The organism is uncultured Lutibacter sp., assembly GCF_947495725.1.
In the GTDB taxonomy this organism is placed as follows: domain Bacteria; phylum Bacteroidota; class Bacteroidia; order Flavobacteriales; family Flavobacteriaceae; genus Lutibacter.
Genome location: NZ_CANLZZ010000003.1, coordinates 159,826 through 183,754, shown reverse-complemented (window position 1 = coordinate 183,754; position 23,929 = coordinate 159,826). Strand labels below are relative to the sequence as shown.

The following is a 23,929-nucleotide window of genomic DNA, read 5'->3' as shown; positions in this document are numbered from 1 at the left end:
TTGAGATTAACAATAAAGTTAATTGTTATTGATATTAAATTGTATGACTTAAATCATTATAGTTTAAATTATTTCTTTAATAATTTAATAAATATTGAATTTCCACCAAAATAGAATCAATTGGTAAGTAGTTGTTTTCTAAGTTTTTAGCAAATGGTATAGGAGTTTCAATACTTCCCAATCGCTTTATTGGAGCATCTAAATATTTAAAACAATTTTCTGTAATAATCGCAGAAATATCGGAAGCAATTCCTCCAAATAACGAGTCTTCTTGAAGAATCAAAACTTTACCTGTTTTTTTTACCGAAGCAAAAATGGTTTCTGTGTCTAATGGTTGAAGTGTGCGTAAATCAATAAGATCTGCAGATATGAAATTTTTTTCAATAACTTCTAATGCCCAATGCACTGCTGCACCATAAGCAATTATAGATAAACTAATTCCCTCGTTTAAAATGGCCGCTTTACCAAAAGGTATTTTATAATAGTTTAAAGGAACTTCCTGAGAAATACTTCTATATAATTTTTTATGTTCAAAAAACAAAACTGGATTTTCATCTTCAATAGCGGTAGCTAATAATCCCTTAGCATCTTTTGGAAATGCTGGGTAAACTATTTTTAAACCTGGTGTTTTTGTAAACCAAGCTTCGTTGGTTTGACTGTGAAATGGACCTGCTCCAACACCGGCACCACAAGGCATTCTAAGTACAATGTCTGCTGGTTGATTCCATCTATAATATGATTTGGCTAGTAAATTTATTACAGGATTAAACCCTGAGGTAATAAAATCGGAAAATTGAAGTTCCACAACAGATTTTACTCCATTTATTGAAAGTCCGTATGCTGCTTCAATTATCCCCGATTCGCAAATTGGTGTATTTCTTACTCTTTTAAGTCCAAACTCTTCTAAAAATCCTTCAGTAATTTTAAAAACACCGCCATATTCCGCAATATCTTGCCCCATAATTACAAGGTTTTTATTTTGCTGCATAGATTGTTTTAAGCCTAATGAAATAGCGTCTACAAAACGAATAGTCTTGGTGTTCTCTGTAGGTTTTTCTTCTATAAAATTAAAGTTTTTATATACATCATTTAATTCGTTTTCAATGGTTGAAGAAATTTCAGGTTCATCAAATGCTATTTTTAAATGTTCATTAATTTCTTGAATTATTTCTTCCTTTAATAAAACATCAACTTCTTCAGAAAGTATTTTTTCTTTTTTTAAAAAATTATGAAAGTTTTCAATAGGATCTTTTCTGCCCCAACTGGTCAATAGATCTTGAGGAACATATTTAGTTCCGCTAGCTTCTTCGTGACCTCGCATTCTAAATGTTTTAAACTCAACTAAAACAGGTTTAGGATTTGATCTCATTTTTTTTGCCAACTTATTTACTTTATAAGCTACATCTAAAATATTATTGCCTTCAATTATATGGCTTTCCATTCCATAGCCTATTCCTTTATCAGCAATATTTTTACAATTAAATTGTTGACTGGAAGGTGTAGATAATCCATATCCATTGTTTTCAATGCAAAACATTACAGGTAATTTCCAAACAGATGCAATATTTAATGCTTCATGAAAATCTCCTTCACTAGTTCCTCCTTCGCCACAAAATACTACAGTAACTTTTTGTTCATTTTTTAGTAAATGCGCCAAGGCAATCCCGTTTGCAACACCTAATTGAGGACCTAAATGAGAAATCATTCCAATTATTTTGAATTCTTGTGTACCAAAATGAAACGAACGATCTCTACCGTTGGTAAATCCACCTTTTTTACCCTGCCATTGAGAAAATAATTTGTGTAAAGGTATATTTCTAGAAGTAAAAACACCTAAATTTCTATGCATTGGCAAAATATACTCATCACTATTAAGTGCAGATGCCACTCCTATAGCAATTGCTTCTTGGCCAATTCCTGAAAACCATTTTGAGATTTTTCCTTGTCGAAGTAGAATCAACATTTTTTCCTCAATCATTCGAGGTTTTAACATTGACTTATAAAAATCAATTAATTGTAAACTGGTAAAATTTCTTTTATCAAATACAATTGGCTTAATTGATTTATTTTTTGATCTCATTAGAGTAATTAGATATACTCAAATGTACTAAAAATCATATAAAAAAAACACCTTATTAGATTTCTAATAAGGTGTTTTTTTATTAAATAGAGAAATTTATATTTCTCTAAATATAGAATGCATTAATCTTGTTTTATCATTTATGCTTTCTTCTAAAGAAATCATTGTTTCTGTTCTTGATACACCATCAATATCATCAATTTCAAAAATAATTTCCTTAGCATGTGTTGTGTCTTTTGCTCTAATTTTACAAAATATATTATATTTTCCTGCAGTTATATAGGCAATAGTAATATTTGGAATTTTCTTTAACTCGTTAACAACTTGTTTTGTTTTTGAAGTTTTTGCCAAATAAATACCAACATGTGAAATAAATGAATAACCCATTTTTTCATAATCCAAGGTTAGCGTAGATCCTTTAATGATTCCTTCATCTTCCATTTTTTTCACTCTTACGTGAATTGTACCAGCGGAAACAACTAATTTTTTTGCAATATCTGTAAAAGGAGTTCTCGCATTTTCGATAAGAATATCTAAAATTTGATGATCAATTTCGTCTAAAATGAATTTTTTCATATTTATTTAAAGATAGTTTATTAATTAAAAGACAAATTTATTAAAAAAAACTGATTCTAACACAAATTATTTACGAATTTGATAATTTTAATTCATTAAAATTCAATTTTTCGCCATTTATTATATTGTAAGAATAATAATTAGATAAATTTCCTGTTTTTTCAATACACTTATATTTTACAAGCTCCCCATTTTCTACCTTAAATTTATATTGAATGCCAACATCTTTAATTTCTTCATTACCATTTTCTTCAACTCGTAAATTTTTATAAATTATATCTAAAAACAATTTGTCATTGTTTGGTATATCAAAATAACTCTGGTAATTAGTATAATCATTTGAGCTAGCAATAAAACTTAAGCCTTTAACCAAAGCGTAAAAATTAAATTCTCTAGTTTTTTCTCTATCATAATCATTTTCAAAATGTCCTGCTTCAATTAATATGGTGTTATGTCCTAATTTTTGAAAATTATCACCTGTTGCTGTTGGGTAAAACTCATCTGTATATCTACCAATATGATTTGGAATAATTTCTTGAAGTAAAGAATTCATAGCTACAATTACACTCATTGTTTCTTTTCTTTCGGTTGTTAAAGTCCTTGCTTTATCAATTGAAGGAGCTAAAAACGAAATAGTTGCCGGATTTGGAGTGCCTTCTACATTAAATATAGATCGTTGATCGTGAAGGTTAAAACAAAATTTAGGGTTAAAATTATCTAAAATATTGCGTAATAATTTACTCTCGGTTGCAGAAATAGAAACCGCATCTCTATTTAAATCTACGTTATTCAAATTTTCTCTAGTAAATTTTATAGCTCCATCAGGATTTAAAAGTGGAATAAACTGCAATGTGCAATTATTTAAAATGTTATATGACAAGTCATCATTCTCCAAGAAATTAAATAAATCGAACAAAGCTTTTGTTCCTGTACTTTCGTTACCGTGCATTTGAGACCAAAGTAAAATTTTCTTCTTACCTGTACCTATAGAAATACTATAAATTGGAATTCCGCTTTCAGAATTTCCTATAATTTTTTTATTAAATTTTGAAGATAAATTTTTAATTAAAGGTTCAATATCATTAAATAAAACTCTTCTTCCTTTTAATTGTTTTTCTAAGTTATTACAATACCAATTTTGGATTTTTTCAGCATTCATTTTTTTCATAACACAAATGTATACTTAATTAGTTTTTTACAAAATGGATTTTTAAATATTAACAAATTCTAAAGTTTTGTTACAATTGTAAATTAGTTAAAGTTACAAATGTAAACAGTTTTATTTTGGAAGTTTTATACATTTGTAAACATATGTAGTCAGTATAAAATTATAACTCAAGTTTAGTTTTATTGATTATAATTAAAACTTATATGTTAATTTCATTATACTGGCATACAACTTTTTATGTGTTTTCAAATAAACCTATAATTTAACTTATTTACGTGTTTTAAATTAATTATCGTTAAATGCTTTTTTATATTAGATTACTTGTTTAAATTTGTAAACACCAAATATTGTTACAATGGTAAACATTGAAGAGTTCTCTGCTAGATTAAAAAAAGTGATGGAATACTACAATTTTTCAGCATCTTCTTTTGCTGAAAAATTAGATATTCAACGCTCAAGTATTTCTCATTTACTTTCTGGAAGAAATAAACCAAGCTTAGATTTTGTACTTAAAGTATTAAAAGCTTTTCCAGAAATAGAACTGTATTGGTTGTTGAATGGTAGTGGTACTTTTCCAAAGAAAGAAATTACTAATTCGTCTACTACTCCATTAACCAACAGCGAAATTCATAAATCAATTAAAGAAACAAATAACGAAAGTAATTTAAAGATTAAAACAACGGATAAAATAGTTTCTAAGGACAATTTTAAAGAAATTGAACGAATTGTAATCTTTTATTCTGATGGTAGCTTTAAAAACTACACTCCATAAAAAAAGGCTTCTATTTAAATAGAAACCTTTTTATTAAGCTTTTTATTAATAATTACTCAATAAGCCTTGCCATACCGGTTTTTAGAATTACAATTAATTCTTCCTTATTGCTATTTATTGTTGCTTTTTGCATAAAAACAAGTTGATTAAGCATATTAATGGCTAATTCATCAAATTTATACTTTTTGTATTGCTTTCCTAGTTTTACAAAATCATTTGTTAAATTAATAATAGCTTCTTTATTATCACTTTCAGCAATCCATTTAAAAGCATTACCATAAATTTGTTGAGTTCTTTTATTTTGCGTTAAAAACATTCCTTTTAAAATGTGATTAGCAATAAATGGTAATTGAGTTTTATCTTTTTCTTGAATATAAATAGAAGTAATAGCATCTGCTAAATTATCTTTCACATCATCACTTAAAGAGTTTATTTTGTTTAATGTAGCCTGTTTGTCTATTTGATATAATGAAGTTAATGAGCTGCTAACAATTGCATAAGACTCACTATTCATACCTCTTTCAAATAAAGGTTTATATATTGGTTCAATTAATTTACCTAAAACTCCTAACGCGGCCGCTCTTACCAATGTTTTCGGATCGTTTTGCGCAATTTTCTCCACTTTAGAAATAATATCTCTCTTGTTGTATTTTTGAAATAAATCTAAATTATCTAAAGCTATTATACGTATTTCATAATACGGATCATCAAAAGCTTTTACTATTGCGTTTTGTGCCGATTTATTATCTTTTTGATGCTTAACAATTTCTTCTAATGCCAATCTTCTATCTAAATAATGAGGCGCATTATTAAATTGAAAAATATAATTATCTATAGATTTATTATCTGTAAATTCAGCTAACAACACATGTTTAGCATCTATATTAATTAGTTTTGGTAATTTATTGTAAGGAAACGTAAATGAACTTTGTTTATCATTAACCCAAACATTGTGAGATGTTTTTAGTTTATCTTCATAAATATCGATTGACAAGGGGAATTTAAATACTTTTTCCTGCTGATTTATATTAACAGTTACAGTTTTGTTAATTGTATTGAAATCGTAAGTTACAGTAGCTTTAATGTGGCCATTACCAAAATACCACTGATTAAAAAACCAATTTAAATCTTTTCCGCTAATTTTTTCTAAAGCTAACCTTAATTCGTGCGCTTCAGCTGTTCCAAATTTATAATCATTCAAATATTTAGATAACCCTTGAAAAAATGCTTCATCACCAAGAAAATCGCGAAGCATATGCAGAATTGCATTTCCTTTATGATAACTAACGGTATCAAACATATCTTCTTTATCATGGTAGTTAAATCTAACTAAATATTTTTCATCGCTTTCACTTTGTAAATATGTTTGAACATCCTCATACATATGGGCTGCAGCTTTGTCTTTTCCATATTTATATTCGTACCATAAATACACGCTATAAGTTGCAAAAGATTCATTAACAGTTAAATTCGCCCAACTTTCTGTAGTTACTAAATCGCCAAACCAATGGTGAAAAACTTCGTGAGCTATAGTTCCTTCCCATTCATTATTATCTATTAGCTGACCTTTTTTTTGCTGAGCTGTTTCTCCGTGAACTACTGCGGTTGTGTTTTCCATAGCTCCACTTACGTAATCTCGAACAACCATTTGACTATATTTATCCCAAGGATACTGAATCCCAGTTAAATCAGAGAAAAAAGTTAACATTTCTGGTGTCATACCAAAAATATCTTTAGCAACAGATTCGTATTCTGGCTCTACATAATAATCAACTTTTTTACCATTCCAAGTGTCATTTACTATACTAAATTCTCCAACCCCCATAAAAAATAAATATGGAGCATGTTTTTGATCCATTTTCCAATAATCCGTTCTACTACCATCATTATTTTTGTTTTGAGAAATTAATGATCCGTTAGATAGTGTCACAAATTTATTTGGCACAGTCATATAAATTTCTTGTGTTGTTTTTTGGTTAGGAGCATCAATTGTAGGAAACCAACAACTACTTGCTTCTGTTTCTCCTTGGGTCCAAATTTGAGTAGGTTTATCAGGGTCTTCATCTAAAGGATCTATAAAATACAAGCCTTTAGCATCAGTAATGTTTTTACTTCCCTTTTGTTCAACCTTTTCGGGGCGTGCAATATAATTTACATATACTGTATATTCCTCTCCTTTACTGTAGGTTTTGTCTAACTCTATTGTAAGCTGATTATCAGAATAGTTATATGCAGCCTTTGCATTATTCACTTTTACTTCATTTATTTTAAAAGCTTTGGCGTCCAATACAACTTTATTTGTTTTATAAAAATGAGGTGTTAATGTTACCCAAGCTTCTCCATTCATTTCTTTTTTAGAAAAGTTAAAATTCACCTTTAATTTAGTGTGAATAAGATTATTAACTTTCTCTCTTTCAGGGTTATAAACATTTTCTTGAGCATTTACAATAAATGTAAAAAGCATAAAAAATGCAATAGCTAATTTCTTCATATTTATATTATAAGTTTTAAAGCGTCAAAAATACTATTTTAATTAGTTTAAGTAGTTAATAGATAGTTAAAAAGCCATACTTATGGGAAGTATGGCTTTTAAAAATTAACTATTTTGTATTCTTATTTTATGCTACTAAATAATCCTGAAAGTTGTTGCAACTGAGCAGAATCTCCATCTAGTTTTAATTCTTGGGAAATTTTCATAATATCATTTGGATTCATATTTTCACCAATAATACGTACTACTGCAAACCCTTTATTATTGTCAGATCCAAAAAGAATTACTTCATCTATTGCATCTTCTTCTCCTAAGTAATTAACGCTAACATTTCCTTTTCCCATATTCATTCGCATTAATTGCTTGTATTTAGAATTTTTAAGAATGTTTTTTACTTTTAGTTTTTCTGAATTATACAATGCTTCATTATCATCAGTTAATTGTAGCGCTAAAAAGTTTACTTTTTTAATCGTTTCCAAGGTGTTTTTAACTTCTTCTGAAACCTCTGTATTTTTTAATTGTAAAATACTTGCAGGAATATCAACAGAAATAAATTCGTTATTCTCTTTACTGTCTACATAATACTTTTGTAAAGATTGATTACTATCACAGCTTACTGCAGAAATTACTGCAATTAGCACTACTCCAATTATTTTTATAACTGATTTCATGTTATTGCTTTTTTAAATGTTTACCACTATTAGGTATATGTGTATCTGTAAGTTCCGAGATTTTATTTAAGTCTATTTCACCTGTTAATGATAAAATCACAGATTCAGCTTTCACGGGGCTATCAGATTTATTTGTATATTTTCCTGCTCCACTAACAAACATTAGTAATTCGCTTACGTGATCTTCATCTTTACCTTGACGAACATAAATTTTAACATTTGTATCTTCATCTTTAACTCTCATTAATTCAACAAGTTTAGAAGATTTTAAATATTTAGAAACAATTGAATTCATTTCTGCAGCAATTTCTAAATTTTCAGTTGTAAAAACTCTAAATGACTCTAAGTTTTGTACCATTTTAAGGTATTCTTGTCCTTCTTCTCCTCCACCTTTAAATTTTGCAAGCATTCTAAAGGCTTCTTTATTTACAATAACCGATGAAACATCGTCCATATCTTCAAATTTGTCGAAAATTGAATTTTGAGCATAATTTGATAAAGGCAAAATTGCAATTACTAGTATAATTATTAATTTTTTCATTTTTTACTTTTTAGGTTGTTTAAAAATTTTGTTTTTTGTGTCTTCGAAGTGTTGCAACTTTGCAATGGCAACATTTCCTTTGTTTAAATTTGCTGCTAACATACCGAAAGCCATTTGGGTTTCATTGTATATTTTTTCAGCCTTTTTTTGTTGGTTATTTTGATAACCGGTATAAACACTTACTAATAAAATTACTGAAGCGGCTATAGTTAACCATTTCCAACTCTTCTTTTGACTTTTTAATTGGATTGATTTTGTATATCGTTCATTTTTACTAGTTGAAAAATATCCGAATAAAGCTTTATATTCTTGTAAATGTGGTGCTACGTTATCACTTAAAAAATAACTTTTTAAAGTTTTCTCTTCTGCAATTGTAGATTCTGCATTTAGATATTTTTCCAACAACTTTTCTATGTTAGCTAATTCCATAATTATGTTGTTTTGTTAATTGTTCTCTAATTGTTTTTCTCGCTCTTGATAAAGTAACTCGCACTGCTGTTGGTTGTAAGTTTAACATTTTTGCAATTTCATCGAATTCATATTCTTCTATATCTCTAAGCTGTATTATTAATTTTTGTTGCTCTGGTAAGTTCTCTATCAATTTATGAACCAAACTTACACTGTCATTAAGTTCCACTCTTCTTTGTAACGGCGTATCTTTTTCTTGATAATTGCTATGAACCAACTTTAAATTACTTGCTTGCTTCGATTTTAATCGGTCAAAACAATAATTTTTTGTCATTGTCATTGCAAAAGCCTCTACACTATTATATTCTTTTAATTTCGATTTATTTTTCCATAACTTAAATAACAATTCTTGTGTTGCATCCTCAGCCTCTTCAGTAGATACAAGCAACCTTTTTGCTACTCGAAATACTTTATCCTTAAAGGGCATTACAGTTTTTAAAAACTCCGATTGCTTCATTTTAAGTTTGGTTTAACTTTTTTTAGTTGTTTACATAATTATGACGAGCAACTTTCTTTTTTGTAACACTTTGGTTTAATTTTTGTAATAAAAAGTAATATCTTGCGTCAAATAATTATGAAATATAAGACTTTAAAATTATGATGAAATTAAAAACCCTTATTACTTTGGTTGTTTTTGTTGGACTTTTTATGACGTCCTGTAAAAAAAATGACGATGATATTCCAGTTGTTGCCACCGTAGAATTAAACAACCCAATTAATGATTTTGTTTGGAAAGGAATGAATTCATGGTATAATTGGCAACCATATATTGCAAACTTAGATAATGCTAAAGAAGATAATATTGATGATTATTATACATATTTAAATTCATATTCAACTCCTGAAAGTCTTTTTGAATCTTTATTGCATAATGATGATGCAAATAGAAATACAGGTACACCATTCTCTTGGTTTATTGAAGATTATAACGAACAAGGAGCTTCATTTAGAGGAGTAAACGACGCTTATGGTTTTGAATTTGGACTAGCTAGACTTTGTAGTGATTGTAATGAGATAATTGGATATGTTACCTATGTAGTACCAAATTCACCGGCTTCGGATGCAGGTTTAAACAGAGGAGACATGTTTTATAAATTTGATGGAGTTGAGTTAAATGTTAACAATTATAGAATTGTTAATAATTATTACGATGCTGATATAACAAGTATTGCTTTAAGTTTTAACACTATAAATAATGATGAAATTATACCAACAAATGTTGAGAAGTCTCTTGCAATTAGGGAAGTTGTTGAAAATCCGGTTTTATATTCCAATATTATTACAACCGAAGGAGGAAAAAAAGTTGGTTACTTAGTCTATAATGGATTTAAATATACATTTCACAGTGAGTTAAATGATGCTTTTGGAGATTTTAAAACTAATGGCATTGATGAACTTGTTTTGGATTTAAGATATAATGGTGGTGGATCTGTATTAACATCAGCTTATTTAGCAAGTATGATTTATGGAGCAGCTCCTGAAGATGAAGTATTTGCGAAATTAATTTACAATGACAATCATTCTGACGAAAGTGGATATTATCCATTCTTCGACACTGCATATATTTATAATAAAGAAGGAGAATATACTGATACAGAAGTAACTCTAAATAGATTGAATAATTTAACAAGAGTATATATTATAACTTCAGATGACACGGCCTCAGCCAGTGAAATGGTAATAAATGGTTTATCTCCATTTATGTCGGTTATTAAAATTGGAACAACAACTTATGGTAAAAATGTAGGTTCAATCACATTGTATGACTCACCTGATTTCACATCAGAAAATGTAAATTCTAGCCATACGAATGCTATGCAACCTATAGTTTTTCAAATATATAATAAACTAGATGAAAGTGATTATACTCTTGGTTTTGAACCTGATCACGAGGTTTTTGAAAGAGCTTCGGAAATTAAGCCTTTTGGTGATATTGAAGAACCATTATTAAAAACAGCTTTAGATTTAATTTCTGGACTGGCAACAAAACAGTCTTTAGCTAACAAAAGAGAATTAAGAAATGAAAAAGTATTTAGCTCCCTAAAGAATAAAAAATTCTCAAAAGAAATGTATGTTTTACCTGAAATAGAATAATGTAAAAGATTAAAAAGTAAAAAAAAGGCTGATATAAAAGTAAAAAAATCGTCGTTCTAAATTATTTTAGAATCTCATCATAATGATATTTAATCTCTATGAGAACCTGAAATAAATTCAGGTTGACGAAAATTACATTTTTATGTCAGCCTTTTTTGGTTTTAATTTGCTTATCTATTAAAATAAGGTTATTTGCCCTTCATCATCTTTATTATCTGATTCTTTTGAATCATCTGAATCATTAACAATTTCTTCATCTTTCACTTCAATTTCATTGGTAATTGGCGCTTCAAATGGTAAAGATTCTAAAATATTAACCGTTTTTATTTTATCTGTAGTTAATTGATTTCCTAATGCTTTAATACCTTTTACTGCAATAAATTCTTCAAGGTTTACTTCCATATTATCTAAAGAACGTTTTGAAAATACAACCTCAATCATAGGTCTATAATCTGTAGAAACTATTTCTAATTGCGATTTTGGATGATCAGAAATAAAAGTCTCTTCTTTATTTGGATTGTCAATCATAAAACGTTTAATATAGTAACGTTCTTTTTCACCATCAAAATAAAGCGCTGAAATTGGTTTATCTGGAATCCATTTTTCTAGAACAATCATATCATTATCAAAATGAGTAGTTAATTCTGGTTTAATAGTTTTAACAATACCTTTTTGATTAATTATTAACAATCTGTCTTCCCCTCTAAATTCACCTAATAAATCACCTCTATCATCTACATTTAAACGTTGAACGGTTTCATCAAACCATATTTTTCTTGGTTTTAAAGTAGAAACACCTTCCGATTTTAAATCTATTTTTTTAATAGGGTATTTAGTAACTGTATTTCCTCTTACGCCTCGACCTTTTATTAATAGCTCCGAGAAATCTAAATCCCATTTTAATTTTTTAATACTACCAACAGATCGTAAATTAATAGTTACCACTTCTGCTTCTCCATTTGGATTTGCTGTAAAATACAATACTACAGAAGCTTTAGAGCCATTAGTTAAATCGTATTCTTTATCTCTAGTTATACTGGTAACATTAAAACGTTTAACATAACTTGGCCCACTTCTACCATCCCGGTAAATCATATTGTAAACCGTACGTTTGTCGCTCTTTTTAAAAATTGCAATATGAATAATGTTTTTGCCAACAAAAGTTTTAGCATCCACTTTTGTAACCATCATTACACCGTCTTTTCTAAAAATAATAACATCATCAATATCCGCACAATCCGCAACATATTCATCACGTTTAAGCGAGGTTCCCACAAAGCCTTCTTCTCTATTTACATACAATTTTGTGTTTCGCATTACAACTTTTGTTGCAACAATGTCATCAAATAATCGCAATTCGGTTTTTCGTTCTTTTCCCGAACCGTATTTTGTTTTTAAATCTTTAAAATAATCAACAGCGTAATCAATTAAATTAGCCAGATAATTTTTTACAACAGCAATTTTATCTTCTAAGCTTTCAATAAATTGTTTAGCCTTATCTATATCAAATTTTGAAATCTTTTTAATTCTAATTTCGGTTAACCTAACAATATCTTCTTCAGTTACTGCCCGTTTTAGATGTTTAATATATGGTTTAAGGCCTTCATCTATCGCTTTTATTACACCTTCCCAAGTCTCTTCTTCTTCAATATCTCTATAAATTCTATTTTCAATAAAAATACGTTCTAAAGAAGCAAAATGCCATTGTTCTTCTAATTCATTTAATTGAATTTCAAGTTCCTGTTTTAATAATTCTACTGTATGATCTGTTGATATTTTTAAAATTTCCGAAACACCTATAAAAACCGGTTTATTATTTTCAATTACACAACCTAAAGGAGAAATTGAATTTTCGCAGGTTGTAAATGCATATAAAGCGTCAATTGTTTTATCTGGCGAAATTCCATTAGGTAAATGCACCAATATTTCAACGTTTGCTGCTGTATTATCCTCAATTTTTCGGATTTTTATTTTTCCTTTTTCATTAGCTTTAATTATAGATTCAATTAAAGATGATGTTGTTGTTCCAAAAGGTATTTCATTTATAACAAGTGTTTTTTTATCTTGTTGAGTAATTCTAGCTCGTACTCTAATTTTTCCTCCTCTTAAACCATCGTTGTAATTAGATACATCTGCAATTCCGCCAGTTAAAAAGTCCGGAACTAATTTAAAACTTCTACCTTTTAAATGTTTAATAGAAGCATCTATTAATTCGTTAAAATTATGTGGTAATATTTTAGTTGAAAGTCCAACAGCAATTCCTTCTGCTCCTTGTGCTAATAACATTGGGAACTTTACTGGTAAATCTACTGGTTCTTTTTTTCTTCCATCATATGAAGCTTGCCATTCTGTTGTTTTTGGATTAAATACAACATCTAATGCAAATTTTGATAAACGTGCCTCAATATAACGAGATGCAGCTGCACGGTCACCAGTTAAAATATTTCCCCAGTTACCTTGCATATCAATTAGCAATTCCTTTTGCCCAATTTGCACCATAGCATCTGCAATTGAAGCATCTCCATGTGGGTGGTATTGCATTGTATGACCTACTATATTGGCAACTTTATTGTAACGACCATCATCCAAATCTTTCATTGAATGTAAAATTCTGCGTTGAACTGGTTTAAAACCATCTCTTATTCCTGGAACTGCTCGTTCTAAAATTACATACGATGCATAATCCAAAAACCAATCTTTATACATTCCCGTTACCTTGGTAATGGTTTCTTGACTCCCAAATTCTTCGTTTAATCCTTCGCCTAGTTCTTCGTTGTTTTCTTCTTGCATTTTAAACTTCTTCTACTATATCAAGTTCAACTTTTAAATTTTCTATAATAAATTTTTGTCTATCAGGAGTATTTTTCCCCATGTAAAATTCTAACATTTTTTCAATAGGCATTTCTTTATCTAACATAACTGGATCTAGGCGAATATCACCACCTATAAAGTGTACAAATTCGTCGGGTGAAATTTCACCTAAACCTTTAAATCGGGTTATTTCCGGTTTCCCTCTTAATGAATTAATTGCATTTTGTTTTTCTTCATCAGAATAACAATAAAACGTTTGCTTTTTATCACGCACTCTAAATAACGGTGTATCTAAAATAAACAAATGTCCTTCTTTAATTAATTCAGGGAAAAATTGTAAAAAGAATGTAATTAACAATAACCTTATGTGCATACCATCTACATCCGCATCGGTTGCAATAATAATATTGTTGTAACGTAAGTTTTCTAAACCATCTTCAATATTTAAAGCAGCTTGTAACAAGTTAAACTCTTCATTTTCATACACAATTTTTTTACTCATGTTAAAAGAATTCAGCGGTTTACCACGTAAACTAAAAACAGCTTGAGTATTAACATCTCTCGATTTTGTTATTGACCCACTTGCTGAATCTCCCTCTGTTATGAATAGTGAACTTTCTAAGCGATTATCTTTTTTTAAATCATTTAAATGAACACGACAATCACGTAATTTTTTATTGTGCAGATTGGCTTTTTTTGCACGTTCTCGTGCTAATTTCCTAATTCCAGATAAATCTTTACGTTCCTTTTCAGCTTGTAATATTTTCTTCTGAATTTTTTCTGCAGTGTCTGGATTTTTATGTAAATAATTATCTAGCTTAGTTTTAACAAAGTCGGATATAAATGTTCTAACGGTTGGTAATTCTCCTCCCATTTCTGTAGAACCCAGTTTTGTTTTTGTTTGACTTTCAAAAACAGGCTCCATTACTTTAACGCTAATTGCCGAAACTATTGATTTTCTAATATCTGAAGCTTCATAATTTTTACCAAAGTATTCTCTAATTGTTTTTACAATTGCCTCTCTAAATGCATTTTGATGTGTACCTCCTTGAGTTGTATGTTGTCCGTTAACAAACGAGTGATATTCTTCGCTATATTGTGCTTTACTATAAGTTAAAGCAACTTCAATATCTTCTCCTTTTAAATGAATTATTGGAAAAAGCATAAACTCATCAGCAATGTTTTCTTCTAATAAATCTTTTAAACCATTTTCCGAAAAATATTTTTCACCATTAAAAATTATGGTTAAACCTGGGTTTAGGTACACATAATTTTTAATCATTTTTACAATATATTCACTTCTATATTTGAATTTTGTAAATATGCTTGAATCTGGAACAAAAACTACTTTGGTTCCTTTTCGTAAAGAAGAAGGTTGTGCTTTTTCTTCAAGAGTAATATTTCCTGCCGAAAACTCGGCAAATGCGGTTTCCCCTTCTCTTACGGATTGAACTCTAAAATAAGACGATAAAGCATTAACTGCCTTTGTACCAACACCATTTAAACCTACAGATTTTTTAAAAGCACGTGAGTCGTACTTTCCTCCCGTATTCATTTTAGAAACAACATCAACTACTTTACCTAGTGGAATACCACGCCCATAATCTCTAACAGTTACAGTTTCGCCTTTTACAGAGACTTCAATAGTTTTACCAGCTCCCATAACGTATTCGTCAATAGAATTGTCTAAAACCTCTTTAATTAAAATGTAAATTCCATCATCTGGTGATGATCCATCACCTAATTTCCCAATGTACATTCCTGGACGCATTCTAATATGCTCTTTCCAATCTAAAGAGCGTATATTATCCTCCGTGTATTTAGTTTGTTCTGCCATTAATATTTTAAAAATTCTTGAAGAATTGCTAATGTACCATTTTGATATAAAAAAGGCAAAAAAGTCTGATAAAATCTTTCAACTGATTTGAATGATTATTTTTTAAAAAACAACTTTCTTTTTTTAATTGATACTACGCTTACTCCAATAATAACAATAGCACTTCCTAAAAGCTGTAAATAAGACAATCTTTCATTCAAAATAAAATAAGCTAATAGTATTGTTGAAATTGGCCCTAGACTTCCTAATATTGAAAAATTTGAAGCTCCTAATTTTTTAATAGCTAACGACACTAAAAATGATGGTATTAAGGTTGAAAAAATAGCCATTAAAAACCCTAAAAAATAAACTTCAAATGAGTAGTTATATATATTTCCCCTATCCACAATTACATAATGAATAATTACACAAATTGTTGAAACTATCATGGCATAAGAAGTAAAAGGCATTACTCCAAACTTTGGAATTAACCAACCACTACCAACCAAATATGAAGCATAGGTTAACGCACTTAAAAATATAAAAAAGCCACCTAAAATTACGCCATTATTATTAAATTGAATTTCGCCCCAAAAAGTAATAACAACTCCTAAATATGTTACTAAAATAGCGAATATTTGTTTCCCTGAAATTTTTGTTTTTAAAAATAATTTGGAAATAACAAGTACCAATGTTGGATACACAAATAAAATTACACGTTCCAAACCAGCTTTTATATAAATTAAACCAACAAAATCGAAATAGCTTGCTAAATAATAGCCAATAAACCCAAACAAAATTATCCATAAATAATCTGTTCTTTTAATATTTTCTGGATTTTGAGGTTTTACATAAAACGCAATAGCTAAATAAAACGGGAAAGAAAACAGCATTCTAAATAATAGTAAATGTACAGCACTTACATTATATTGATAAGCTAATTTTACCATAATTGCTTTTGCCGAAAATAATACAATCCCAACAATACCAATTAAAACCCCAGAATTAATAGATTTTGAAAAATTCATCTGTCAAACTTAAGCAGATGATTTTATTGATTACTTAAATAATTAAAAAAAATACGATGTTCAGTAGTAGTTAAACGTTAAATCTAAAATGCATAACATCACCGTCTTTTACAATATATTCTTTTCCTTCTACTCTCATTTTACCAGCTTCTTTAACTTTGGCTTCACTTCCATATGAAACAAAATCATTGTAAGCAATTACTTCAGCACGAATAAACCCTTTTTCAAAATCTGTATGAATTACTCCTGCCGCTTGTGGAGCCGTATCACCAATATTAATAGTCCAAGCGCGAACTTCTTTAACTCCAGCAGTAAAATATGTTTGTTGGTTTAATAGTTTATAAGCTGCTCTAATCAATACAGATGAGCCAGGTTCTGTTAACCCTAAATCTTCTAAAAACATTTGACGTTCTTCAAAAGATTCCAACTCTGTAATATCAGCTTCTACTCCAACTGCTAAAACTATAACTTCTGCATTTTCATCCTTTACAGCATTTTTTAAAGCATCAACATAGCTATTTCCATCTACTGCTGAATTTTCATCAACATTACATACATACAACACCGGTTTATCAGTAATAAATTGCATTGGTTTAATATATTCTTCACGCTCTTTTTCGGTAAATTCGATAGCTCTTACTGAAATTGCCGCCTCTAAACCTTCTTTTACTTTTAATAATACGTCTAATTCTTTTTGCGCGTCTTTATTCCCTGTACGAGCCGTTTTTTTAACACGCTCTAATTTCTTTTCTAAGGTTTCAAAGTCTTTTAGTTGTAACTCTATGTCAATTGTTTCTTTATCTCTAACAGGATCTACAGTTGCGTCTACGTGAACTATATTATCGTTGTCAAAACAACGAACTACATGTATAATTGCATCCGTTTCTCGTATATTTGCTAAAAATTGATTTCCTAACCCTTCTCCTTTACTTGCTCCACGCACTAAACCTGCAATATCAACAATATCAACTGTTGCCATTTGAACTCTCTCTGGTTTTACAAGTTCTTCTAGCTTTGCAATTCTACTATCCGGAACATTTACAACACCTACGTTTGGTTCTATTGTACAAAATGGAAAATTTGCACTTTGTGCTTTTGCGTTTGATAAACAATTAAATAATGTTGATTTTCCTACATTTGGTAATCCTACAATTCCAGCCTTCATATTTTTATTTTTTAGCGCTGCAAATATAGTATTTAGTTTTCTTAAATTTAAATGGATTTTTAAAATATAAATATTAAAAGAAATCTCTTTTTAAAATTATTTTTTTTAAACTTTCAAAAATATTGGTTTTCCCTCGTTAAATATTCCCTATTTAATTGTAAATAACATGATTTTTTAATATTAATTAATTGAATTATTACAACCTAGATTGAGCCTCTTCAATTACATTTTTATATTTCTTCAAAATTCTGCTCCACTCTTCAAATTCTTGATCATCTTTAACACTTACCGAACCTTCAGCTCTTTCACTACTTATTTTCATCACGTATTTTAAAGGATTAGAATCTCCCAATTTAACTATTATCCTAGTTCGTATTGTGCTTCCATCAAAACCTTGAACTTGCCATGCAGTTCTCATATAACCAGTTTCTTTATCTATCACTTCTAAAACATCAAATTCTGTAGTAACAATTGAACCTAATAACTTCCAGGCATCAATCTCTTGAATTTCAGGATTTACAACTATTGTAAAATTTACATTTGCTAAATCTGTTGAAATAGATTGGCGATGAGCTTCGTCAATTTTTAATTCTATATGATCTCTCAATGGTGGCTCTTGATAATCTTTTGAGTTACAATAATTCTTTTTAACACTTAAATAACCTTCCTTAGCAGAAATTACTTCAACACAATTATCGCTAGAAACCTTTAAATCATAAGATCCAACTCCTACCACCTTTCCATCCACAAAAATCTCTGAATCATCAGGTGAACTTTCAATTTTTACCAACCTATCAGTTAATTTGAATTGATAATTTAATGGAGGATCTACATCCATTTCTTTATTACAAAATACCTTTTCGTCACCAATATAACCGTCTTTTTTTACTTGAACAAATACACATTCGTCTTGCGGAATTACAACTTCTGCTGATCCAATTCCTTGCGATATTTTATTTACAAATATTTCAGAATTAACAGGTGAAGCCTTAATTTGCACAATTTTATCTTTTAAAACAATACTTGAAGTTAAAGGTGTCTCTTTTCCAATTTTATTGGAAAATATTTTTGATTCAGTTTTATAACCTTTCTTTTTAACTTCTACTGTTAAACTAGCATCTTTTTTAATAATTAATTTATGTGTTTTATTACCTGCTAATTGCCCATCAACATAAATTCCAGCATCATAAGGTTCAACACTTACATCAACAACCCTATTTTCAATATTAACCTGAACTTCTTTAGGCCATTTATTTGTTCTAGGAAACTGCTTTATAACACTTTGAAAGCCTTCTTTAACTAATATGATTTTATTTAATTCCTTTTTTTCGAGCTTTAGAACAATAACTCCTGCCCCTAAAGCAGGCCTAATAATTTCATTTCCAACAACTTTATAAAAAGTCGCATCGGGATAATTTGCAGTAAGAGTAATTTTACTTTGCGAGTAAATTGACGTTAAACAAAAAAATAATGCAATAAAAGTGAAAATCTTTTTCATATTTTACTTAGTTTTAGTTAGTTCATTGCGAATATAAGAAATTACTCAAAATTTGCATCATGTAATTTATATTTAAACTTAAACCTTTCCAAAAACCTCAAATTTTACATTCATTACCTATTCTTATTGCTATCCTATTTTTTAAGTTATTTTTGCATTAATAAAAGAAATAATAAAATGAATTTAGAGCAACGCATTGAATCATTTGTAAAACTTGGTCAATTTTTTAATCAGTTTACAACTAAAGGAATTATTAAAAAAGATAATTCTGAGTTTAATTCTCTTTTTTTTGATGCATTTAAAATGCAAATTGATAGAGCAGCTGAATTTAATGGCTGGTTTACAAAGAACAATGTTTTAAAAGCTTTTGAAAGTTGGAGCGAAGCCCTAACTAGTGATAATTTAAATAAATGGATTTCTAAATACTCAATTTTGGAAACTAATAATTTTAAAATAATTGCTATAATAATGGCAGGAAACATTCCTTTAGTGGGTTTTCACGATTTTTTATGTGTGCTAATAAGTGGTAATAAAGCTATTGTTAAACAAAGCTCAAACGATAAGCATTTTTTACCATTAATTGCAAAGTTTTTAGAACACCAAAATATTGCATTTAAAAATAGAATAATATTTACTGAAAGTAAATTAGAAGACTTTGATGCTGTTATTGCCACAGGAAGTAATAATACAGCTCGTTATTTTGAGCATTATTTTGGAAAATACCCTTCTATAATAAGAAAAAACAGAAATTCTGTTGCTATTTTAACAGGTAAAGAATCTAAAGAAGAGCTGGAAAGCCTGGGTGAAGATATTTTTCAATATTTTGGATTAGGATGCAGAAGTGTTTCAAAAATATTTGTTCCTGAAAATTATAATTTTGATTTGCTATTTAATGCTTTATATAAATACAATGATATAATTAATTACAAAAAATACGAAAACAATTACGACTATAACAAAGCAGTATATATAATGAGTTTATTTAAAGTGCTGGAGAATGGATTTATAATGTTAAAAGAAGATAAAAATTATGCTTCACCTATTGCAACGCTCTTTTATGAATATTACAACTCATTTGATAGTTTAATGTTAAAGCTAAAATCCGAAAGAGAACAAATTCAATGTATTGCGTGTAACGAAAACGTTGTAGATTTCGTAAAACTAGGTAAAACTCAACAGCCCAAATTATGGGATTATCCCGATAATGTAGATACATTTGAATTTTTACTAAAATTATAATACTTTTTTTGTAAATATTATTGCCATAAATAATCTTTTTTTACCGAAATTTGTGCGAACTAAACTCATATTATAATATAAAATGAAAAAACATAATTTTAGTGCAGGTCCTTGTATTTTACCACAAGAAGTTTTAAAAAAAGCTGCTGAAGCTATTGAAAATTTTAATGGTATTAACTTATCGTTAATTGAAATATCTCACCGAAGTAAAGAATTTATTGAAGTGATGGAAACTGCAAGAGGTTTAGTAAAAGAATTACTTAATTTACCTGAAGGATATTCAGTACTTTTTTTACAAGGTGGTGCTAGTTTAGAATTTCTAATGACAGCATATAACTTAATGAAAGTTAACGGAAAAGCAGGTTATATGGATACTGGCGCTTGGAGTGCCAAGGCAATTAAAGAAGCTAAAGGATTTGGTGATGTTGATATTTTTGCTTCATCAAAAGAATCAGTTTACAACCATATTCCAAAAAAATATACTGTTCCTACGGATGTTGATTATATTCATATAACTTCTAACAATACTATATATGGAACTCAATTTAAAGAATTTCCAAAAACCAATAGTTTATTAGTTTGCGATATGAGTTCTGATATTTTTTCTCGACAATTAGATTTCTCTAAATTTGATTTAGTTTATGCCGGTGCTCAAAAAAATATGGGACCAGCAGGAACAACTTTAGTTATTGTAAAAGATGAAATTTTAGGTAAAACAGGACGAAATATTCCTGCAATGTTAGATTACCAAACGCATATAAAAGCAGAAAGTATGTTTAATACTCCTCCTGTTTTTCCAGTTTATGTTTCTATGTTAACATTACAATGGCTTAAAGATTTAGGTGGAGTTGCTGCAATTGAAAAATTAAACGAAGAAAAAGCGGCTATCTTATACAAAGAAATAGATAAAAATCCATTATTTAATGGGTTTGCAAAAAAAGAAGATCGTTCTACAATGAACGTTACTTTTACTTTGGCAAATGACGACCATAAAGAAGCCTTTGATAAAATTTGGAATGCTGCAGGTGTAAGTGGAATAAAGGGTCATAGATCTGTAGGTGGTTATAGAGCAAGTATTTACAATGCAATGCCTAAAGAAAGTATTCAAGTTTTAGTTAATGCAATGCAACAACTTGAAAAAGAGATTTAAACTAAAATAAATTAAAAAATATAACATGAAAGTATTAGCGAATGATGGATTGGCCGCAAGTGGTGTAAAGGCACTTGAAGCAGCTGGTTTTGAAGTAGATTTAACAACTGTTCCTCAGGATCAATTAGTAAATCACATTAATGCAAATGAAATTTCAGTTTTACTTGTTAGAAGTGCAACAAAAGTAAGAACAGATATTATTGATGGCTGTCCTTCAATTAAAATTATAGGACGTGGTGGTGTAGGAATGGATAATATTGATGTAGAATATGCAAGAGGAAAAGGAATTAGTGTAATAAACACACCTGCTGCATCTTCTCACTCTGTTGCCGAATTGGTTTTTGCTCATTTATTTGGAATGGTTCGTTTTTTACACGAATCTAATAGAAATATGCCTTTAGAAGGAGATTCGAAATTTAAAGATTTAAAAAAGGCATATGCTAAAGGTGTTGAATTAAAAGGAAAAACTTTAGGAGTAATTGGATTTGGAAGAATTGGTCAAGCTACAGCTAAAATAGGTTTAGGACTTGGAATGAATGTAATTGCATTTGATCCTTTTATTGATAATGTAAATTTAGAACTAGAATTTTTTGATGGACAATCATTGTTCTTCGAAATAAACACTATTTCAAAAGAAGAAGTTTTAAAACAAGCAGATTTTATTAGTTTACACGTGCCTGCACAGGACGAATATGTAATTTCAAAAAAAGAATTTGAAATGATGAAGAACAGTGCTTGTTTAGTTAATGCTGCACGTGGTGGAGTAATTGATGAAGTTGCATTAGTTGCTGCTTTAGCCAATGGACAAATAGCAAAAGCAGCTTTAGATGTTTTTGAAAATGAACCAACACCAGAAATTCAATTATTGATGAATCCTGATTTATCACTAACTCCACATATTGGAGCTGCAACAGGTGAAGCTCAAGATAGAATTGGTACCGAACTTGCTTCTCAAATTATTGAGATTCTAAGCTAATTTAAATTAATTACAAAATTGAAAGGGTGTTAAAATAACACCCTTTTTTTTGCTTTAAATTTAGTTTATAAGTATATTTGAGTAGTTTTATTATTAAATATATAAAATAAATTAATTTGTAATGGCAATTGTAAAACCCTTTAAAGCAATAAGACCAACAAGAGATAAGGCTGCTTTGGCAACTTCAAGATCGTATGATAGTTACTCCAAAAAAGAATTAAAATCGGTTTTATCATATAATCCTTTTTCTTTTTTACATATTATTAAGCCAAGTTATTCTCAAAATATTGAAGATACTGGTGTAAATTTATTTAAACAAGTTAGGGATAAATATCTCGATTTTAAAAATGACAAAATCTACAAAAAAGATAAAAAGCCATCGTTTTATTTACATGAAAAATCATTTAAAGGAGATGTATTTTGGGGAATTATTGGTTGTACACATGTTAAAGACTATCAAAATAATATAATTAAAAAGCATGAAGATACTTTAAAATGGAGAGAAGAACTTTTTGGTGATTATTTAGATACGGCAGGTTTTAATGCAGAACCAGTACTACTCACCTATCCAGAGAATAATTATTTGAATAGAATTTACAGGAGATATTCTGAAAAAAGAGCCGAATATGAATTTAATACGCACACAAAAAGATTACACAAATTTTGGGTTATTGATGATGAGTTTGATATAAAAAATATAGAAAAAGAATTTTCGAGAATTAATGCATTATATATAGCCGATGGTCATCATAGAACTGCTTCTTCAAATTATTTAGCTGAAAAAAGAAAAAAAAGTAATCCAAATCATACAGGAACTGAACACTATAATTATTTTATGAGTTACTTAATTTCAGATAGCAACCTTAAAATATCCTCTTTTGATAGATTGATTACAGATTTAAACGGATATTCAGAAGAAGAATTTCTAAAAAAATTGGAAGAATTATACATTATTGAAAATAGAACCCCTAATAAATACCAACCCTCCAAGAAACATCATTTTTCTATGTTTTTAGACGGTGATTATTATTCTCTTTATCTTAAAAAAACAGATTACCCTATAAATAATGCATTGTCAGATTTAGATACTCATATTATTCATAAAACAATTTTAAAACCAATATTGGGTATTGAAGATTTAAAAACCGATTCTAGAATTAAATGTTTGCCCGCTGTACATAGTAAAACTCAATTAAAAAAAGAAGTATTATCTGGTAAATACAAAGTAGGTTTTGGTTTATTCCCAACGTCTATTAATCAATTAAAGGCTGTTGTAAATGAAAATTTAAAAATGCCACCAAAAAGTACTTATATAGAACCTAAATTAAGAAGTGGTTTGACTATCTTTGAATTAAATGATTAAGATATTTTCAACTACCTTTGTT

Annotated in this window: 19 protein-coding genes; 6 read left to right on the top strand and 13 right to left on the bottom strand. The window is 28.8% G+C overall.

The features are described from left to right. Positions 1-76: 76 nt before the first annotated feature. From Q0776_RS07760 to Q0776_RS07750, 3 genes are all read right to left on the bottom strand, one after another. Positions 77-1,993, bottom strand: coding sequence for a dehydrogenase E1 component subunit alpha/beta (locus Q0776_RS07760; RefSeq protein WP_298367487.1), 1,917 nt, complete (start codon positions 1,991-1,993; stop codon positions 77-79). 183 nt (positions 1,994-2,176) lie between these two features. Further along, positions 2,177-2,656, bottom strand: coding sequence for a winged helix-turn-helix transcriptional regulator (locus tag Q0776_RS07755; RefSeq protein WP_298366727.1), 480 nt, complete (start codon positions 2,654-2,656; stop codon positions 2,177-2,179). A gap of 70 nt (positions 2,657-2,726) precedes the next feature. Beyond that, positions 2,727-3,824, bottom strand: coding sequence for a M14 family zinc carboxypeptidase (locus Q0776_RS07750; RefSeq protein ID WP_298366724.1), 1,098 nt, complete (start codon positions 3,822-3,824; stop codon positions 2,727-2,729). 355 nt (positions 3,825-4,179) lie between these two features. On the opposite strand from Q0776_RS07750, the gene Q0776_RS07745 reads away from it, so the two are divergent. After that, positions 4,180-4,596: a helix-turn-helix transcriptional regulator gene (locus Q0776_RS07745; protein WP_298366722.1), complete on the top strand. Its 417-nt coding sequence runs from the start codon at positions 4,180-4,182 to the stop codon at positions 4,594-4,596. A gap of 52 nt (positions 4,597-4,648) precedes the next feature. On the opposite strand, the gene Q0776_RS07740 is transcribed toward Q0776_RS07745, so the two are convergent. The 5 genes from Q0776_RS07740 to Q0776_RS07720 form a co-directional block, all read right to left on the bottom strand. After that, positions 4,649-7,087, bottom strand: a complete 2,439-nt coding sequence (locus tag Q0776_RS07740; RefSeq protein WP_298366720.1) for a M1 family metallopeptidase — start codon at positions 7,085-7,087, stop codon at positions 4,649-4,651. Between the two features lie 122 nt (positions 7,088-7,209). Then, positions 7,210-7,758 carry a DUF4252 domain-containing protein gene (locus Q0776_RS07735; protein WP_298366718.1) on the bottom strand — a complete coding sequence of 183 codons (549 nt, stop codon included), beginning with the start codon at positions 7,756-7,758 and terminating at the stop codon, positions 7,210-7,212. Position 7,759: 1 nt separating this feature from the next. Further along, positions 7,760-8,299, bottom strand: a complete 540-nt coding sequence (locus Q0776_RS07730) for a DUF4252 domain-containing protein (RefSeq protein ID WP_298366715.1) — start codon at positions 8,297-8,299, stop codon at positions 7,760-7,762. A gap of 3 nt (positions 8,300-8,302) precedes the next feature. After that, positions 8,303-8,728, bottom strand: coding sequence for a hypothetical protein (locus Q0776_RS07725; RefSeq protein WP_298366713.1), 426 nt, complete (start codon positions 8,726-8,728; stop codon positions 8,303-8,305). Then, positions 8,715-9,224, bottom strand: a complete 510-nt coding sequence (locus Q0776_RS07720; protein ID WP_298366711.1) for a sigma-70 family RNA polymerase sigma factor — start codon at positions 9,222-9,224, stop codon at positions 8,715-8,717. Before Q0776_RS07720 ends, Q0776_RS07725 begins: the two co-directional genes overlap by 14 nt. Before the next feature lie 140 nt (positions 9,225-9,364). Between Q0776_RS07720 and Q0776_RS07715 the strand changes: the two genes are divergently transcribed. After that, positions 9,365-10,861 carry a S41 family peptidase gene (locus Q0776_RS07715; protein WP_298366708.1) on the top strand — a complete coding sequence of 499 codons (1,497 nt, stop codon included), beginning with the start codon at positions 9,365-9,367 and terminating at the stop codon, positions 10,859-10,861. 177 nt (positions 10,862-11,038) lie between these two features. Here the strand turns inward: Q0776_RS07715 and Q0776_RS07710 are convergent, their stop codons facing one another. The 5 genes from Q0776_RS07710 to Q0776_RS07690 form a co-directional block, all read right to left on the bottom strand. Then, the gene (locus Q0776_RS07710; protein ID WP_298366706.1) at positions 11,039-13,651 is read right to left on the bottom strand and encodes a DNA gyrase/topoisomerase IV subunit A; all 2,613 of its coding nucleotides are present in this window, start codon (positions 13,649-13,651) and stop codon (positions 11,039-11,041) included. 1 nt (position 13,652) lies between these two features. Beyond that, positions 13,653-15,509: a DNA topoisomerase IV subunit B gene (locus Q0776_RS07705; protein ID WP_298366704.1), complete on the bottom strand. Its 1,857-nt coding sequence runs from the start codon at positions 15,507-15,509 to the stop codon at positions 13,653-13,655. A 95-nt stretch (positions 15,510-15,604) separates the two neighbouring features. Next, positions 15,605-16,516, bottom strand: coding sequence for a DMT family transporter (locus Q0776_RS07700; RefSeq protein ID WP_298366702.1), 912 nt, complete (start codon positions 16,514-16,516; stop codon positions 15,605-15,607). Positions 16,517-16,586: 70 nt separating this feature from the next. Further along, positions 16,587-17,681 carry a redox-regulated ATPase YchF gene (ychF, locus tag Q0776_RS07695; RefSeq protein WP_298366699.1) on the bottom strand — a complete coding sequence of 365 codons (1,095 nt, stop codon included), beginning with the start codon at positions 17,679-17,681 and terminating at the stop codon, positions 16,587-16,589. A gap of 196 nt (positions 17,682-17,877) precedes the next feature. Continuing rightward, positions 17,878-19,179: a hypothetical protein gene (locus Q0776_RS07690; RefSeq protein WP_298366697.1), complete on the bottom strand. Its 1,302-nt coding sequence runs from the start codon at positions 19,177-19,179 to the stop codon at positions 17,878-17,880. Between the two features lie 177 nt (positions 19,180-19,356). On the opposite strand from Q0776_RS07690, the gene Q0776_RS07685 reads away from it, so the two are divergent. The 4 genes from Q0776_RS07685 (at position 19,357) to Q0776_RS07670 (ending at position 23,907) form a co-directional block, all read left to right on the top strand. After that, positions 19,357-20,418, top strand: a complete 1,062-nt coding sequence (locus tag Q0776_RS07685) for an acyl-CoA reductase (RefSeq protein WP_298366694.1) — start codon at positions 19,357-19,359, stop codon at positions 20,416-20,418. Positions 20,419-20,500: 82 nt separating this feature from the next. Beyond that, complete coding sequence (gene serC / locus Q0776_RS07680; protein WP_298366691.1) at positions 20,501-21,568, top strand: 3-phosphoserine/phosphohydroxythreonine transaminase; 1,068 nt, start codon at positions 20,501-20,503, stop codon at positions 21,566-21,568. A gap of 25 nt (positions 21,569-21,593) precedes the next feature. Then, positions 21,594-22,544 carry a D-2-hydroxyacid dehydrogenase gene (locus tag Q0776_RS07675; protein WP_298366689.1) on the top strand — a complete coding sequence of 317 codons (951 nt, stop codon included), beginning with the start codon at positions 21,594-21,596 and terminating at the stop codon, positions 22,542-22,544. Positions 22,545-22,665: 121 nt separating this feature from the next. Next, entirely contained in the window at positions 22,666-23,907 is a 1,242-nt protein-coding gene (locus Q0776_RS07670) for a DUF1015 domain-containing protein (RefSeq protein WP_298366687.1), read from the top strand. Positions 23,908-23,929: the final 22 nt, after the last annotated feature.